Origin of the sequence: Macrococcus armenti (assembly GCF_020097135.1) — a bacterium.
Lineage (GTDB): Bacteria > Bacillota > Bacilli > Staphylococcales > Staphylococcaceae > Macrococcoides > Macrococcoides armenti.
In genome coordinates, this window is record NZ_CP083608.1 from 1,017,616 (window position 1) to 1,034,811 (window position 17,196).

19 protein-coding genes are annotated in these 17,196 nt (G+C 33.5%); 13 read left to right on the forward strand and 6 right to left on the reverse strand.

Translation table 11 applies throughout. The features are described from left to right. Positions 1–55 precede the first annotated feature (55 nt). The 4 genes from LAU42_RS05235 to LAU42_RS05250 all read left to right on the forward strand — a co-directional run bounded on the left by LAU42_RS05235 (position 56) and on the right by LAU42_RS05250 (position 3,269). A complete protein-coding gene (locus tag LAU42_RS05235) occupies positions 56–409 on the forward strand; it encodes a MerR family transcriptional regulator (RefSeq protein ID WP_224184627.1) in 354 nt (117 codons plus the stop codon). 16 nt (positions 410–425) lie between these two features. After that, a complete protein-coding gene (glnA, locus tag LAU42_RS05240; protein WP_224184628.1) occupies positions 426–1,763 on the forward strand; it encodes a type I glutamate--ammonia ligase in 1,338 nt (445 codons plus the stop codon). Between the two features lie 235 nt (positions 1,764–1,998). Then, complete coding sequence (locus LAU42_RS05245) at positions 1,999–2,157, forward strand: hypothetical protein (RefSeq protein ID WP_224184629.1); 159 nt, start codon at positions 1,999–2,001, stop codon at positions 2,155–2,157. Between the two features lie 77 nt (positions 2,158–2,234). Then, entirely contained in the window at positions 2,235–3,269 is a 1,035-nt protein-coding gene (locus LAU42_RS05250) for a DUF2332 family protein (RefSeq protein WP_224184630.1), read from the forward strand. Positions 3,270–3,334: 65 nt separating this feature from the next. Here the strand turns inward: LAU42_RS05250 and LAU42_RS05255 are convergent, their stop codons facing one another. Continuing rightward, positions 3,335–4,693, reverse strand: coding sequence for an aspartate kinase (locus LAU42_RS05255; RefSeq protein WP_224184631.1), 1,359 nt, complete (start codon positions 4,691–4,693; stop codon positions 3,335–3,337). Between the two features lie 192 nt (positions 4,694–4,885). On the opposite strand from LAU42_RS05255, the gene LAU42_RS05260 reads away from it, so the two are divergent. From LAU42_RS05260 to LAU42_RS05275, 4 genes are read left to right on the forward strand one after another with little or no spacing between them, the layout of a single operon-like run. After that, positions 4,886–6,109, forward strand: a complete 1,224-nt coding sequence (locus tag LAU42_RS05260) for a homoserine dehydrogenase (protein ID WP_277602382.1) — start codon at positions 4,886–4,888, stop codon at positions 6,107–6,109. Then, entirely contained in the window at positions 6,102–7,163 is a 1,062-nt protein-coding gene (gene thrC, locus LAU42_RS05265; RefSeq protein ID WP_224184632.1) for a threonine synthase, read from the forward strand. The genes LAU42_RS05260 and thrC overlap by 8 nt, the downstream gene beginning before the upstream one ends. Continuing rightward, positions 7,163–8,065 carry a homoserine kinase gene (gene thrB, locus LAU42_RS05270; RefSeq protein WP_224184633.1) on the forward strand — a complete coding sequence of 301 codons (903 nt, stop codon included), beginning with the start codon at positions 7,163–7,165 and terminating at the stop codon, positions 8,063–8,065. The genes thrC and thrB overlap by 1 nt, the downstream gene beginning before the upstream one ends. Positions 8,066–8,090: 25 nt before the next feature. Then, entirely contained in the window at positions 8,091–8,906 is an 816-nt protein-coding gene (locus LAU42_RS05275; RefSeq protein WP_224184634.1) for a Cof-type HAD-IIB family hydrolase, read from the forward strand. An 8-nt stretch (positions 8,907–8,914) separates the two neighbouring features. On the opposite strand, the gene LAU42_RS05280 is transcribed toward LAU42_RS05275, so the two are convergent. Next, complete coding sequence (locus tag LAU42_RS05280; protein ID WP_224184635.1) at positions 8,915–9,778, reverse strand: 2-dehydropantoate 2-reductase; 864 nt, start codon at positions 9,776–9,778, stop codon at positions 8,915–8,917. Positions 9,779–9,867: 89 nt separating this feature from the next. Here LAU42_RS05280 and panB point away from each other — a divergent pair, with 89 nt between their 5' ends. The 5 genes from panB (at position 9,868) to LAU42_RS11945 (ending at position 13,415) form a co-directional block, all read left to right on the forward strand. After that, positions 9,868–10,683 carry a 3-methyl-2-oxobutanoate hydroxymethyltransferase gene (gene panB / locus LAU42_RS05285; RefSeq protein ID WP_224184636.1) on the forward strand — a complete coding sequence of 272 codons (816 nt, stop codon included), beginning with the start codon at positions 9,868–9,870 and terminating at the stop codon, positions 10,681–10,683. After that, positions 10,676–11,533 (forward strand): pantoate--beta-alanine ligase, encoded by an 858-nt coding sequence (gene panC, locus LAU42_RS05290; RefSeq protein ID WP_224184637.1) that lies wholly within the window; start codon positions 10,676–10,678, stop codon positions 11,531–11,533. The genes panB and panC overlap by 8 nt, the downstream gene beginning before the upstream one ends. Continuing rightward, positions 11,526–11,912: an aspartate 1-decarboxylase gene (gene panD / locus LAU42_RS05295; protein WP_224184638.1), complete on the forward strand. Its 387-nt coding sequence runs from the start codon at positions 11,526–11,528 to the stop codon at positions 11,910–11,912. Before panC ends, panD begins: the two co-directional genes overlap by 8 nt. A gap of 106 nt (positions 11,913–12,018) precedes the next feature. Next, positions 12,019–12,561 carry a helix-turn-helix domain-containing protein gene (locus LAU42_RS11940; protein WP_325051779.1) on the forward strand — a complete coding sequence of 181 codons (543 nt, stop codon included), beginning with the start codon at positions 12,019–12,021 and terminating at the stop codon, positions 12,559–12,561. Next, positions 12,531–13,415 (forward strand): IS3 family transposase, encoded by an 885-nt coding sequence (locus LAU42_RS11945; protein WP_325051780.1) that lies wholly within the window; start codon positions 12,531–12,533, stop codon positions 13,413–13,415. Before LAU42_RS11940 ends, LAU42_RS11945 begins: the two co-directional genes overlap by 31 nt. A 117-nt stretch (positions 13,416–13,532) precedes the next feature. Here the strand turns inward: LAU42_RS11945 and LAU42_RS05305 are convergent, their stop codons facing one another. The 4 genes from LAU42_RS05305 to LAU42_RS05320 form a co-directional block, all read right to left on the reverse strand. Next, complete coding sequence (locus LAU42_RS05305; protein WP_224184639.1) at positions 13,533–13,850, reverse strand: hypothetical protein; 318 nt, start codon at positions 13,848–13,850, stop codon at positions 13,533–13,535. 68 nt (positions 13,851–13,918) lie between these two features. Then, a complete protein-coding gene (locus LAU42_RS05310; protein ID WP_224184640.1) occupies positions 13,919–15,358 on the reverse strand; it encodes an amino acid permease in 1,440 nt (479 codons plus the stop codon). 356 nt (positions 15,359–15,714) lie between these two features. Further along, positions 15,715–15,864 carry a 50S ribosomal protein L33 gene (gene rpmG / locus LAU42_RS05315; protein ID WP_086042448.1) on the reverse strand — a complete coding sequence of 50 codons (150 nt, stop codon included), beginning with the start codon at positions 15,862–15,864 and terminating at the stop codon, positions 15,715–15,717. 26 nt (positions 15,865–15,890) lie between these two features. Continuing rightward, positions 15,891–17,138, reverse strand: coding sequence for a GTP-binding protein (locus tag LAU42_RS05320; RefSeq protein ID WP_224184641.1), 1,248 nt, complete (start codon positions 17,136–17,138; stop codon positions 15,891–15,893). Positions 17,139–17,196 lie beyond the last annotated feature (58 nt).

Consider the following 17,196-nt stretch of genomic DNA (forward strand, 5'->3'; position numbering starts at 1 on the left):
GTTTTTTGAAAAAAAGTATGTTAAATTACAAATATGTTCGAGAGGGAGTTATTAAATGAGTGATTCAATAAGAAGGAATATGGCAGTTTTTCCTATGAGTGTCGTCATGAAATTAACGGAATTAAGCGCCAGACAAATCCGATATTATGAGTCGCAATCATTAATTTCACCTGAGAGAACGCGTGGGAATCAAAGATTATTTTCGATGAATGATCTGGATTTATTACTTGATATTAAATTGCTTTTAGAAAAAGGATTTAACATGAAGCGAATCAAATCCATCATAGCTGAAGAAAAATCACAACAACCTACATTTGAGATTAAAGAATCTCTGGATTACGAAGTTACAAAGTTAGACCGTAGTACAGTACCGATTAACCGCGGTGATTTATCAAGATTTTTCAACTAAAAAACTGGAGGCTATTATGGCTAAATTTACAAGAGAAGACATTATCAAATTAGCAGAGGAATCAAACGTACGTTATTTAAGATTACAATTTTCGGATATTTTAGGAACGATTAAAAACGTTGAAGTACCGATTAGTCAGTTAGAAAAAGTTCTAGATAATGAAATGATGTTTGATGGTTCATCAATCGAAGGATTTGTGCGTATCGAAGAGTCAGATATGAAATTACATCCAGACTTAGACACTTGGGTTATTTTCCCATGGACATCAGACAAAGGTAAAGTTGCACGCTTAATCTGTGACGTATATAAACCAGATGGCAAACCGTTCGCTGGAGATCCACGTAGCAACTTAAAACGTGTTTTAAAAGAAATGGAATCGCTAGGATTTACTGACTTTAACTTAGGACCAGAGCCTGAATTTTTCTTATTCAAATTAGATGAAAAAGGTGAGCCGACACTTGAATTAAATGATAATGGTGGATACTTCGATTTAGCGCCAACTGACTTAGGTGAAAACTGCCGTCGTGACATCGTATTAGAACTTGAAGATATGGGATTTGATATCGAAGCGAGTCACCACGAAGTAGCGCCAGGTCAACATGAAATTGACTTTAAATATGCAGATGCAATTACAGCATGTGATAACATTCAAACATTCAAATTAGTCGTTAAAACAATTGCACGTAAACATAATTTACATGCAACATTTATGCCAAAGCCATTATATGGTGTAAGTGGTTCAGGTATGCACTTTAACGTTTCTTTATTCAAAGGACCAAAAGAAAATGCTTTCTTTGATCCAAACGGTGAAATGCAGTTATCTGACGATGCACGTCACTTCATCGCAGGTGTGTTAAAGCATGCGAGAGGATTTACTGCAGTATGTAATCCACTTGTTAACTCTTACAAACGTTTAGTTCCTGGATACGAGGCACCTGTTTATATCGCTTGGAGCGGTCAAAACCGTTCACCATTAATTCGTATACCATCTTCACGTGGATTATCTACGCGTGTAGAAGTACGATCAGTTGATCCATCTGCTAACCCATATATGGCATTAGCAACAATTCTTCAAGCAGGGTTAGATGGAATTAAAAATAAATTAGCTTGTCCGGCACCAGTTGATCAAAATATTTATGAAATGAACCGTGAAGAACGTGAAGCAGTTGGTATCGAAGATTTACCATCAACACTTTACACTGCAATCAAGTCGATGAAAGAAGACGACATGATGAAAGAAGCATTAGGTGAACATATTTACCGTGCATTTATCCATTCTAAATCTATCGAATGGGATATGTATAGAATGCAGGTAAGTGAGTGGGAGCGCGACCAGTACATGAAGCAGTATTAATAGATGAAACCCTTTAACCATTACGGTTAGAGGGTTTTATTTTGTTTTGACTATTATTTATTAACAGTATACAAATTTATTTAAAATTATTATAATGATTTTTAAGAAAATTTTAAAAATATAATTTATTAACAAAGTTTTAATTGTTTAAATTGTTAAAATGTTTTAACATAATAATATAAAGATATATGTATTAATGTATTTTTAAGTTTATTTGAAGTGGTGGAATTTTTTTATGGAAATAACAAAGTTGATTGAAAAATATCAAAAACAACAAAAGTTATTAGAGTCACTTATTAATCAGAATGATATACATCAAAACTCAATTTTACTTTCGAAAATCGATGTTTATGAAGAAGTCATTAAAGATCTGCAGAATTTAAAAAAAGACTGAATGAATATATTTTGTTTGTAATTCTAACGCACTAAGATATATAATTGTTAGGATAAAAACAAAATGGAGGCAGAACAATGCCTGAAAAATTAAAAAAGCAATTTATTGCATATCGGAATATTGTAAAGTCTGATAGCCCACTTTATCATTTCATTTCAAATGAATTAATTAATGATGAAGTATTCTTACTGCGTCTAAAACCTTATGTTTCTGATGTTGGTTTTATACCAATGTTTTTTGCAGCAACGCTTAAATGTTTATATGAAAATGATAATGCATTAAGAAAATACTATTTAAATTTCACAGAGCATCCTAAAGCGCCGAGTGATAAGTTACTTATATTATTTAAAGTATTTGTTTATGAACATTTTGATTCTATTATGCTCGATGTTAGGCGATTTGATTTAAAGAAAAATATTGTTGAGCGCTCGTCAGTACTTGTACCTATTTTTACTGAAATTATTAAATCGAGTGGGAAAACTAATTTTAATGTGATTGAGCTTGGTACAAGAGCCGGGCTTCTATTAAATTATGATTGGTACGGCTATACTTTTAATAAATCAATAAGAGTAGGAGATCCTGATACATTTAATATTAAAGTGCATATCGATCATTATGATGATTTATCTTCATTAGAACCGATTGTACATCCCATCAGAAAAATTGGTATAACGCGTAATAAAATGGATATTACTGTTGATGAGGAACATTACTGGCTTCTGAGTCTATATTATCCGGAAGAACAGAAAAGACGAAAATATTATAATAAAGCGAGGAAAGTATTTCTCGAACATCCTGTAGAAATTTTTGAAGGGGATGAAATTTCGTTGCTAAAGGAACATATAGCACAATTGCCTGATGATGAACCAATAATTATTTTCCATATGCATGTTACGAAGCACTGGTCGGATGAGAAGAAACAGTCATTGCTATCATTAATACAGCAATATGCAATAGATAAAGAAATATATCACGTTCATCATCAAATATTTAATTCTGATATATACCTTGATTCATTTATTGATGGACAATTGAGGCGTGAGAAACTTGCTCACTTTAATTTAAACCAGTTAAAGATTGACTGGTTATATAATCAACCTATTGTCTTTTAACTCTAATCGTTAAACATAATAATCCGGAAGATCCAGAATTTTAATTCTGAAACTTCCGGATTATTTTATTGCTCATTATCTGTATTAAAATATGCTTTGTATACTGCACGAGTCGCTTTATCCGCATCATTTTCCTCGATACCAAACATCATACTTATTTCTGAGGAACCTTGATTTATCATTTTTAAATTTATATTTTCATTTTGAAATGCTTCAGTTGCTTTATTCGCTGTCCCAACTAATGTTTTCATACCGAGACCTACAATCATAAGTACAGCAATATTTTTTTCGATGGATAATGCATCGACGTGAAGCTCCTGAATTATTCTGTTTTTCAGTACTTCTTCCTTATTATGGAGCTGATGTGCTCGTAATATAACGCTAATATCATCTATTCCAGAAGGCATGTGTTCATATGAAATATTAAGATCTTCTAAAATAGAGAGTAAACGCCTTGTAAATCCAATCTCTCTATTCATTAAATATTTCTTCATATTTATACTCACAAACCCTTTATCACAACTTACGCCTACAACACCAGTTGAAGTTCTCGTTGTCGTTATTAAAGTGCCCGGATGATCTGGTTCGTTTGTATTTTTAATGTTTACTGGAATATTAGAACGATAAACGGGTAATAATGCTTCATCATGAAAAACATTAAATCCGGCATACGATAGTTCACGCATCTCTTCATATGTTAATTGTAATATCGATGCCGGATTGTTCACGACATTTGGATTTGCTGAGAAGATACCGGATACATCTGTAAAGTTTTCATAAACACTACAATTCATACTACTTGCGATAATAGCGCCAGTAATATCACTGCCACCACGTGAAAATGTATTAACATCTCCACTTTTGTTAATGCCGAAGAATCCGGGAATTATAACTTTACCTTCAATATGATTTAAATTCTTATTGATAAGTTCATAGCTTTCGTTCAGCACTATCGCATTACCTGGTTCGTCTGAAACAAATAATCCAATTTCTCCAGGTGATAAATAAGTCGTTTTAATGCCTTGTTCATTATTATAATTTGCAATTAATTGTGCATTAAAATCTTCTCCACAACTTTTTAGTGCATCAGTAAGTCGATTGGGATTATTTTTGTAATGGTTAATATATTCGTGTATTACATCATTAAAATGTGAGATTAATGAATGGTTAACTTCAAGTCCATTTTCGATATGTTTATATCTATTTAAAATTTGTTCAATAATTTCATCATAATTACTTCCCTCTAATATTGCTTCAACTAAAGCAATGAACATATCCGTCACTTTAACATCTTCTTTAAACCTTTTACCAGGTGCAGATACGATGATATATTTTCGTTCTGAATCATTATTGATTATGTTTAATATCTTTCTGATTTGATGCTCGTCTGCAACACTTGATCCTCCAAATTTACAAACTTTCATAATATCCACTCATTTCTCTTTGTTTATCGTTAAATTATCTATAAAATGTAATAAGAAACTAATGATTTAAAATTTAAATAAAATTATTTCTTAACTGCTTTACATTGTCGATGTATTAGTTATACTATATTTATAAATCTATTTCAAGAATACAAGTGTATTTTTGAAAAATACACATCAGGAGTGAATCGAATGAAGAAGATTAATATCGCATTACTGGGGTTAGGTACAGTTGGTAGTGGTGTTGTTCAAATATTGTTAGAAAATTATGAACAAATAAAGGAGAAACATCGTGCAGATATTACGATAAGCAAAGTTCTAGTTTCTGATACAACAAAACCCCGTAATATTGATACCTCAAAAATTCAACTCACTGATAATATTGAAGATATATTTAATGATAACGAGATTGATGTATATATAGAGGTTATGGGTGGTATTGACAAAACGAAGGATATATTGTTACATGCACTGAATCATAAAATTCATGTCATTACAGCGAATAAAGATTTACTTGCGGAACATTTAGAAGATCTTGAAGAAGCAGCACATTTAAATGGTGTTTCTTTAAAATATGAAGCGAGTATTGCAGGTGGTATTCCTGTTGTGAACGCATTAAATTATGGATTAAATGCAAACGGTATCGGTAAATTTATGGGGATTTTCAACGGAACTTCAAATTTTATTCTCAGCAAGATGACGCATGAAAATTTATCTTATGAAGAAGCATTAAAAATCGCGACAGATTTAGGTTATGCAGAGTCTGATTCTAGTGCAGATGTTGATGGCATTGATGCTGCACGTAAAGTGACAGTGATGAGTTATTTAGCATTCAATCAATTTAAACAGTTAAAGGATTGTGAATATACAGGTATTCGTGATGTTACACGCGCACACATTGAGATTGCTAAGGCGTTCGATTATCGAATTAAACTTATCGGAAAAGGAGAAGTTCAGGGTTCTGAAGTCTCACTTTCAGTTGCACCGATGTGTATACCGGTTCACCATCAATTATCACATGTTGAAAATGAATACAATGCTATTTATATTGATGGTAATGCTGTCGGAGATACGATGTACTACGGTAAAGGCGCAGGTAGTTTAGCGACAGGTAGTGCAGTAATGAGTGATCTACTTAATGTTATTGAACTTATGGGAACAAATCTTCATAACTTACCGCTTCATCTTGAAGTTGAACAATTAACAGTTCAGCAATTGGAACAGTATTTAGTCATTATCGATTTATATGCGGATAGTGATGTTGCTGAAATTATGAATGAATTGAAATCAGAACGACATTTAATTCAAGACGGTACTTTAGCACTTGAAATTAATGGTTCGGTTAATACTGAATATTTAGAAAGTAAACAGTTGAATTATAAATACTATAGAATTGAAGGTGTTAAATATGAATAGATGGTTAGGGTTAATTGAAGAATACAAATCATTTTTACCGGTAAATAACGCAACACCGAAACTTACATTAAATGAAGGCGGAACACCTTTAATTTACTGTGAATATTTATCTGATGTGCTTGAAAACGAAGTATACGTTAAATATGAAGGTGCAAACCCGACAGGTTCATTTAAAGATAGAGGAATGGTAATGGCTGTAGCAAAAGCTAAAGAAGAGGGGAAAGAAATTGTAATCTGTGCTTCTACAGGTAATACGTCAGCTTCAGCAGCAGCATATGCAGCGCGTGCTGGGTTAAAAACAATTGTAGTCATACCTGAAGGTAAGATTTCGATGGGTAAACTTGCACAGGCGATAGTGTATGGTGCAGAAATTGTTTCAATAGAAGGGAGCTTTGATGAAGCGCTGAAGATTGTACGTAAAGTTGCTGATAAGCGAGATGATATTGCGCTTGTAAATTCGGTGAATCCGTATCGTTTAGAAGGACAGAAAACAGCTGCTTTTGAAGTTGTAGAACAACTCGGAAGTGTACCACATATTCTCGCAATCCCAGTAGGAAATGCAGGGAATATAACTGCGTACTGGAAAGGATTTAAAGAATATGATGAAAAACATCATATAGGATTACCCAAAATGTACGGCTTTCAGGCTGATGGTGCAGCACCGATTGTTAAAGGTCATGTCATTGCGCAGCCAGAAACGATTGCGACAGCAATTCGTATAGGTAATCCTGCCAGCTGGAAATTAGCAGAAGCAGCGAGAGACGAGTCTAATGGATTAATCGATGCAGTAACTGACGATGAAATTCTCGAAGCATATCACATAATTACAACTAAGGAAGGTATATTTGCAGAACCAGGTAGTAATGCAAGTATCGCGGGATTATTGAAATTAAAGAAAAATAATCAACTTCCGAAAAATAAAAAAATTGTTGCAGTGTTAACAGGTAACGGATTAAAAGATCCACAAACTGCGATTGATTCAATTGATATCCAACCAGAGGTCCTGAAAAATGATGAAACTGAAATTATTAAATATATCGAGGGACGCGTATAATGCTATATATTAAAGTACCGGCCTCGACATCAAACTTAGGACCTGGATTTGATTCAATCGGTATGGCCGTCAATATTTATTTAGAACTGGAAGTAGAAGAAAGTAACGAATGGGACATTCAGCATTTAGGGGATGTATTGTCAGAACTGAGTAACGATGAAAATCATTACATCAGGAAAATGTGTGAACATTTTATGACTCATTTTAATTTGGAGAGTAAAGCGTTCAAAATTATTATGTATTCGGATATACCTTTAGCCCGTGGATTAGGAAGTAGTGGTTCTGCATTAATTGCGAGTCTTGAAATTATTAATCATTTTTATCAGTTAAATTTAAGTGAGGAAGAACGTATTCGTATACTATCAGAGATAGAAGGACATCCTGATAATGTTGCACCGAGCATAAAAGGAGGTATCGTTGCAGGTTATTATAATAATGCAACGAATGAAACGGTTACGTTATCCGTACCTGTAATTAAATGGCCGATAATGGTCGTTATACCAAATTATGAACTTAAAACAGAAGCAGCAAGAAATGTACTGCCAGATAATATGGCGTTCGATGAAGCAGTAAAAGCAGGTTCAATCGCAAATATGTTAGTTGCTGCTTTGTATGCGAAAGATTACAGCATTTTAGGTGAAATGATGATGAATGATTTGTATCATGAACAATATCGTGCACATCTTGTACCACATTTCCAACGCGTTAAAGATGCGATTACGGAAAACTGTTACGCATTTTTAAGTGGTGCAGGTCCATCAATCTTTATCGTGTGTCATCCGGATTATTATGATGAGAATCGTTTTAATTTATTAAAACTACCAGATTGCGAAGTGAAAAGTATTGAGCCGGACCAAGAAGGTGTTATTACATTCGAAAAAGATGGTCATATGTTAAACTAATACTATCAATTTTAGGAGTGGTTACATGAAGTATAAAATGATCGTATTAGACATGGATGACACATTACTGACATCCGACAATGAAATATTACCATCTACGAAAGAAGCATTAATAAAGGCGCAGCAATTGGGTGTTAAAGTAGTACTGGCTTCCGGAAGACCGACTGGCGGAATGATGGATGCCGCAAAGGAGCTTCAGCTTGATAAGTTTGATTCTTATATTATTAGCTATAATGGTGCAGCAATTTATGATATGGCAAATGCACGTTTTGTAGAAAAAACGTATGTTGACAGTACTCAGTTTAAAGAAATTGTTGCATTTTTAAGAAACGAAAATATTATGGCACTTTCTTATAAAGATAATAAAATTTATTATGAAGGAACATCTGAATACGAGCATGTTGAAGGAGAGCTTACTGGTCTTGAAATGGTGAAAACAACTGACTTATTAAAAATGATTCAAACAGATGTTCCGAAAGTAATGGGAGTAGGTAATATAGAGCATATTTCTAAGTTAAATATTAAGCTCAATGGTAAATTTGGAGAACAAATTCATGCGACGACTTCAAAGCCATTCTTTCTTGAGTTTATGAATAAAGACGTCTCAAAAGGAAAAGTGTTAGCGCGTTTTCTGCAGCATCTCAATATAAATACTGACGAAATCATTGCCTTTGGTGATAGTAATAACGACAAAGATATGCTTGAAGTTGCAGGTCTTGGTGTTGCAATGGGTAACGCAAATGACTCAATTAAAGCAGTTGCAGATATCATTACTCTAGATCACAATGAAGACGGTATATATAAAATTATAGACGAATATATAATAAACAAGCACAAATAAGTGCTTGTTTATTTTCTTTTATATTGGTAGCCTGCTAAAAGTGCTGTTACCGTATTTAAAATAGGGGTATGAAGTTGATAAGATGATGCTAATTGGTGGATATATCCTTGAATATATTCGAACTCGGTAAGTCTGTTTTCATAAACATCATAATACATAGACGTCCCCATTAAAGGGTGATAAGTTTTATAGATGGCCATAATATTTTCAATCGTATCATCACCTAGTGCTATACCATGTCGACGTGCTACAGTACAGCCTTCTGCTAATAGCTGTTCGGTCAAAGATTCAATTTGTTTTTGTTCTAACACTTGTGCTGTATTTTTTGTAAGTGCAGTAATGGTATTAATACCTAAGTTCACAAGTAATTTAAACCATTGTTTTTCTTGATGATTTTCATCCAGAACAATATTTAATTGTGACAAATCTGTGTACTGCTTTAATGTAATTAATTTATCAACATCCGGTAATATGAGTGTATTGTCCTGGTAGTATATAACTTCATCATTCTTTTTCTGACCACTAATATAAACTACAGCATGATAAGTGTATGGATGATTGAATAAATCAACTTGTGAAATGCCATTTTGACAAATGATAATATTTGTCTGATCATGACACATATTAAGTACATCTTCAATAATTGTTTTAGTAGCTGTCGCTTTAACACAAATGTAAATCGTATCATATTGTGTTTTAGTAGGTAGTATTTTTGTTATTTTCTTTGTTTCTATCGGTTTATCATTTTTAGTGATATATAGTTTGCGCGCTTCCTTCGCATAAATATCAATATCAATTTCATGATTATCCTTGAGTAAGTAATAGAGTATACTACCAACTGCACCAGCACCAATAATTGCATGTTTTTGCATAATTTCTCCTTTAAAAATGGATGTTTTATATATACAATTATAACGATTAATCATATAATAGCACTAGAAATTTTATTGAGGTGAAGAAGTTGCGAACAACACAGGAATTACTGAAGATGAAACAGCAAAATGAAAAAATTACGATGATGACCGCTTATGATTATCCGAGTGCAAAACAAGTTGAAGCAGCAGGCATCGATACAATACTTGTCGGAGATAGTTTAGGTATGACCGTACTTGGTTATGAATCAACAGTTCAAGTAACGCTTGATGATATGATTCATCATGCAAAAGCAGCAAGAAGAGGTGCCCCAAACACATTTATCGTTGCAGATATGCCGATTGGTAGTGTAGGTATAAGCGACCAGCAGGACTTAAATCATGCACTACGTTTATATCAGGAAAGTGGTGCAAATGCGATTAAAGCAGAAGGCGCACACTTGGCATCATTTATTCAGAAATGTAAGCAAATAGGTATCCCTGTTGTAAGCCATCTCGGCTTAACACCACAATCTGTAGGTATTATGGGCTATAGTGTACAGGCAAAGACGAAAGAAGCTGCTGAACAGTTAATAGAGGATTGTCTAACGATGGAAGCAGCAGGTGCGATTATGATTGTTCTCGAAGTGATTCCAAGCGATTTAGCAGAAGCAATCAGTAAAAAAGTAAGTATACCGGTTATCGGTATCGGTGCTGGAAACAAAACAGATGGTCAAGTCCTTGTATATCATGATGTATTGCAATACGGACAGGAACATCGCGCAAAGTTTGTAAAAGTGTATGGAGACTTTTCAGTTGGTGTAGAAGCACTTCGTACTTTTAATGAAGAAGTAAAAAGTGGTGCATTCCCGACAGAAGCACATACGTATAAAGCGAAAGTTATGGGAGAACTCAATCATGACTAAAAGAATTACAACAATTAAAGAAATGCAGGAAATTACAACAACACTAAAATTACAAGGTAATACAATCGGATTTGTTCCGACAATGGGTGCTTTGCATGAAGGGCACCTTACTTTATTGCGTAAAGCTAAAAGTGAAAATGATATATCGATTGCAAGTGTATTTGTGAACCCTTTACAATTTGGTCCAGATGAAGATTATGAAGATTATCCGAGACAAATAGAAATTGATGAGCAGTTGCTAATTGCTAATGGCATAGATTATTTATTCTATCCGTCAGCTGAAGAAATGTATCCAACTGTTCCGATGACGATACATGTAGGTGAAATGGCTTCAGTACTTGAAGGCGCTAAAAGACCAGGTCATTTTGATGGTGTAGTGATGGTTGTAAACAAATTATTTAATATTGTACAGCCTGATAAAGCATATTTCGGTAAGAAGGACGCCCAGCAACTTGCAATTATTGAAGCGTTGGTTAAATTATTTAATCATAATATTGAAGTTATTGGTGTAGATATTGTTCGAGAAAATGACGGCCTTGCAAAAAGCTCACGAAATGTTTATTTAACGGAAGACGAACGTCTTGAAGCAGTTGCACTGTCTGAAAGTTTAAAAGAAGCAAATAAATCCTTTCAAAATGGTGAAAGAAATGCAGGGAAACTTCAAAGTATTGTAATAAACTATTTAACAAAGCATACAAAAGGAAAAATTGATGAAGTAGCGGTATTTGCATATCCGGAACTTAAACCTGTTGATACAATTACTGGACAAGTATTTATATCTATCGCTGTGAAATACAGTAAAGCACGCTTAATTGATAATATTATATTAAAGGATGAACGAAATGATTAGAACGATGATGAACGGTAAAATACACCGTGCACGAGTAACAGAAGTGAATTTAAATTACGTCGGTAGTATTACAATTGATCAGGATATTTTAGATGCAGTCGATATTTTACCGAATGAAAAAGTAGCGATTGTAAACAATAATAACGGTGCAAGATTTGAAACATACGTGATATCAGGAGAAAGAGGTAGCGGTGTAATTTGTTTGAACGGTGCTGCGGCGCGTTTAGTTCAAAAGGATGATATCGTCATCATTATGAGCTATGTAACGATGACGACGGATGAAGCACGTGTACATGTACCGAAAGTCGCCGTCATGAATGAAAAGAATGAAATCATAGAACGATTGCATGAAAAAGAAGCAACGATAATTATGTCATAAGGCAGATTAATAGTTCCCACTACAACAAAACCGAACAAAAACTATAAATCAAAGTGTAGTGCACCCCAAAAGTTAGACTTAAAATCTAACTTTTGGGGTGTTTTATTTGGCTAAATATGATTTGGAATTCAAGCTGAAAATCGTAATTGAATATATTAATGGCACAGGTGGATTCAGTGTTGTTGGTAAGCGTAATGGTATAAGTCGCTCTATGGTTAGAGATTGGTATAGAGCATATAGTGCCTTCGGCATTGAAGGGTTAGAAAGAAAAAGAAGTAAGAAGAAATACAGTTTAGAGGATAAGATTGTTATACTGAGATGGATGAAAGAGAATAATGCTTCATTAAGTATTACTTCAACCAAATTCCGTATTAATAATCCATCTCTTATATCTTCTTGGGTGAATGCTTATAATAAGCATGGTATTGATGGATTATCTGAAAAGAAGAAAGGAAGTCCATCTATGAAGAAGAAAAAAATTAATAATGGTAATAGTGACTATGTGAAAAAAATTGAACATGAAAATGAACTTTTAAGAGCTGAACTTGCCTATATAAAAAAGTTGAAAGCTTCAGGGATAAGTATACCGAACCGACTGCTAAAATCGAATCAAGAGTCATTAAAGAGCTCCGAAAAGATTTCAAATTAAACATTGTCCTTGAAGCACTGAAATTCCCAAAATCTACATATATGTATTGGCAGAAGCAGTTTGATAAAGAAAATAAGGATCAGAAAATAGAAAATCAAATAAAGGAAATTTTTGAGGAAAACGCCATGAATTATGGCTACAGAAGGATTACAGGTGAACTTAGAAATAGAGGATATATTATTAATCACAAGAAAGTTCAGAGAATCATGAGTAAATTGAATTTAAAATCAATCTCATTTACTAGAAAAAATAGAAAATATTCATCCTACAAAGGAAAAATTGGCCGTATCGCTGATAATTTGGTTAACCGTAGGTTTGATACAAATATTCCCTATCAGAAAATAACTACAGATACATCAGAGTTTAAATACCATTATCTTAATGAAAATGGTTTAATTTGTACTGGGAAGCTTTATCTTGACCCATTTATGGATTTGTTTAATAGAGAAATTATCTCATATAGTATATCCAAAAAGCCAAATGCAGAAGGTATTATGTCAGCACTTACAAAAGCTGTGGCATTAACAGATGCATGTGAGTTTAGAAGAACTTTTCATAGCGATCAAGGTTGGGCTTATCAGATGAAAAAATATAGGCAAAAGCTTAAAGATAATAAAATATTTCAGAGTATGTCCCGTAAGGGAAATTGTCTGGATAACTCGCCGATGGAGAGCTTTTTCAGTATTTTAAAACAGGAAATATTCTACGGAAAAGTTTATGAAAGTTATGAACAACTTGAAGCAGCAATTGAAAATTATATATGGTATTACAACAATAAGCGAATTAAATCAAAATTAGAATGGAAGAGCCCGATAGGGTTCAGAGAAAGTAGACTAAATGTAAAAATTGCATAAAAAAATGGAATGGATTTCTCCATTCCAAATAGTCTAACTTTTAGGGTTCACTACAAAGCGCGATTTAATAGTTTTGCTCGGTTTTTGCGTGTTACAGAAAACTTTATGTCTCAGCCTCTATTTTGCAGTATGTGTCCATTCATGCGCATTTCGATGAAGTTTCGTATGGGCAAAAATGTGATCAGCAGCATAATCCTCATTCGTATAAACGGTAATATCATAAAATACCATATCTTCTTCGAATGATTCGTTTAAATACGTATCTTTAAGATGATTGAATAATCGTACCATTGCTGTTCGATCGAGTCCCGGATATTCTCGTAAAATTTTCTTTATTATTTGGTTATGCTTATTATATACACCTTGAACGACAATCACAAACTTCTCATCCGTTTTTAATACATCGTCAAATAAATCTATTTGTCCGTTGCTCATATTCATCACTCCTTAATTTAATTATACATAGAAACGCCATACATTGTACAGAATGTATGGCGTTTTCGTTATAGTTTATGTTCGTCCAGATTAATATCTTCTAACTTAACGATTTTTGTTTTATGAATGAATTTATAGCCGAAATAAATGACGATTGCAGCAATAATTGGTAAATAAGATTCGAAAACTTTCGCATAATGCATTGCTTTTAAGTCTCCGAAAGACTGACCGATTAAAAGAAAGAGTATCGTGATAATAACGATGACTGGACCTAATGGAAAGAGCGGTGCTTTATATGGTAACAGTTTATTTATATCTTTTTGCTGTTTTTTAATAGCACCTCTTAACCTCATATGACTGATAACACTAATCATCCAGACGATTAATACTAACGAGCCGACCATACTGAGTAGTTTTCCGTAGCCACCCATATTGACGTTTGCGTATATTAACGTAAGAATGATAAAACATGTCGTTACAATCAATGCATTAAATGGCATATTATTTTTATTCAGTTTACCTAAAAACTTAGGTGCTTTATTATCGCGACTTAAAGATAATAATAAACGACTCGTTGCGTATAAGCCAGAATTTCCGGCACTTAATACAGCAGTAAGTATAACAGCATTCATAACGGATGCTGCAAATAATATACCTACTTTATCAAAGATAATTGTAAATGGACTCATTGCAACGTCGTTATTTTCATTTATAAGTAACGGGTCTGTATACGGAATAATACATGAGATTACAAATATAGATCCGATATAAAATAATAATATTCTCCAGAATACTTGCTTGATTGCTTTAGGCATCGATTCACTAGGATTTTTTGATTCACCAGCGGTAACGGCAATAACTTCAGTACCGCCAAATGAGAATCCCGCTACGATTAACACGCCGAGTAAACCGAACACGCCATTATGAAATGGTGCATCACCAATCGTAAAGTTTATAAAACCGATAGGAGCGCCACCAATGATTCCGAAAATTAACAGGAAGCCCATAATTAAAAATACAAATATCGTTATTACTTTTATTATCGCAAACCAATATTCAGCTTCCCCGAATGATTTCACAGAGAATGCATTTAACATAAATATTAAAGCCAGAAAAATCAAACTCCATATAAATGGATGAATTCCTCCGAATAACTCCCAGTAACTTAATACTTTAGCTGCCGATAAAATATCAACACTTGTGACTAAACTCCAGATGATCCAGTAAAACCAACCAACTGTAAAGCCAGCAGCAGGGTCAATAAATCGACTTGCGTATGCATTAAATGCTCCTGATACAGGGTAGAAAGTTGCTAGCTCACCGAGCGCTGTCATTAAAAAGTAAATCATTACCCCAATGATTAAATATGCGAGAATTGCACCTCCGGGACCTGCTTGAGCTACAACTGCACCACTAGCCATAAACAACCCGGTCCCAATAGATCCTCCGATTGCTATCATTGAAATATGACGCGTTTTTAAATCTCTATCCATTTGGTTATTTTCCATATCATCACCTGACCTTTCAAAAATATAGTTATTATTGTATGACAATTATGAAAATTTAGCAAGAAAAAGGTTTAATGCGTTCATGCTTTTAATTGCTAAAGTATTTAAGAATTATTTCTGATGCTTGTCGTCCACCCATAATATTCCGGCTCATTGGACCAACATATAGTTCTGTATATGGACCTGTAACAATTAAATTAGGTATCCATTATAATTTTTCATTATAGACCTCTATTAAATAAATTAATAAAAAGTCCGTACAGCAATAATAAAAATTTGCCGAACGGACTTTTTAATAGGCAAATTGCCTAGTGTCGTATAGTATATTTAAACGCGAGTTGCGCATTTAACAAAGATTATTTTGTTTCACGATGTAAAGTGTATTTTTTTAATCTAGGGCAGTATTTCATTAATTCAATACGCTCAGGATTATTTCTTTTATTTTTTTTCGTAATATAGTTTCTATCTCCACATTCTGTACAAGCTAAAGTAATATTTACTCTCATTTTGTTCACTCCTATAATAATTTGTTTTAGTTTAATATAATATCAGGGTTTGTTTCTGCTACCGTAAATTGAGGTAGGGGATCATTAAATGTTGCCCAGTCCATCTTCATTTCTTTATCTGTTAATAAACAGTTGTCAAGGTCAGATGTTATTTGCTGTTGATTCATTTCGATACCGATAAATACGATTTCTGTCTGACGGTCACCGTATTCATCCCATCTCTCTTTAAGCGTAGGGTCTTCTTTCATTTCCAGAGCGATGTCATCTTCACTTAACGTTGCAATCCATTCACCAGCACCTTGAATCTGCATCGAATTGCCGGCCTGACTGATCAAACCGCACATATCATTACGAGATGCAAGCCAGAAGAATCCTTTAGATCGAATAACATCAAGTGAGAAGTTTTCAAGAAAATGCATAAAACGTTCAGGATGGAAAGGACGTTTTCTTCTATACACAAATGAGCCAATACCATATTCTTCAGTTTCCGGTGTATGCTCGTTATTTAATTCTTTCAACCATCCAGCACTTTGAGATGCTTTTTCAAAGTCAAATAACTTCGTGTTTAAAATTTTATCCATCTCAATTTTTGAGTGATCTGTCTCATAAATGAGTGCATCTGGGTTTAACTGATGAATTAATGCACGTAGTTCTTTAACATCTTCTTCATGCACTAAATCTGTTTTATTTAACAGAATAACATTTGCAAATTCAATTTGATCAATTAATAAGTCAATGACTTCACGCGTATCATGCTCATCATTTGCCATCTGGCGTTCAAGCAGCGATTCACCTGATGCATAATCATCCCAGAATCTATTCGCATCAACAACTGTAACCATCGTATCTAATACTGTATTTTCACTTAAGTTTATACCAAGCACTTCATCGTTTAATGTTAACGTTTGAGCTACCGGTAAAGGTTCAGAAATGCCTGTTGATTCAATAACGATATAATCTAGTTCTGAGGCTTTAATTAATTTATCAATTTCAATTAGCAAATCTTCACGCAACGTACAACATATACAACCATTTTGTAACTGTACCATTTTTTCATCTGTACGTGACATATTTACTAAGTCAGCGTCAACATTAATCTCGCTCATGTCATTTACGATGACACCTACGCGTTTATCTTCATTATTCATTAATATATGATTGAGTAATGTTGTTTTTCCGCTTCCTAGAAAGCCACTTAATACTGTAATAGGGACTTTCAAATGTACAACCTCCAATTCGTAATCATTACGTTTTACTATGATATATGTTTTCATTCATTTTGTAAAGCATATTTCAATAAATTTATGAATTAATTTTTTATTCTTATATCAT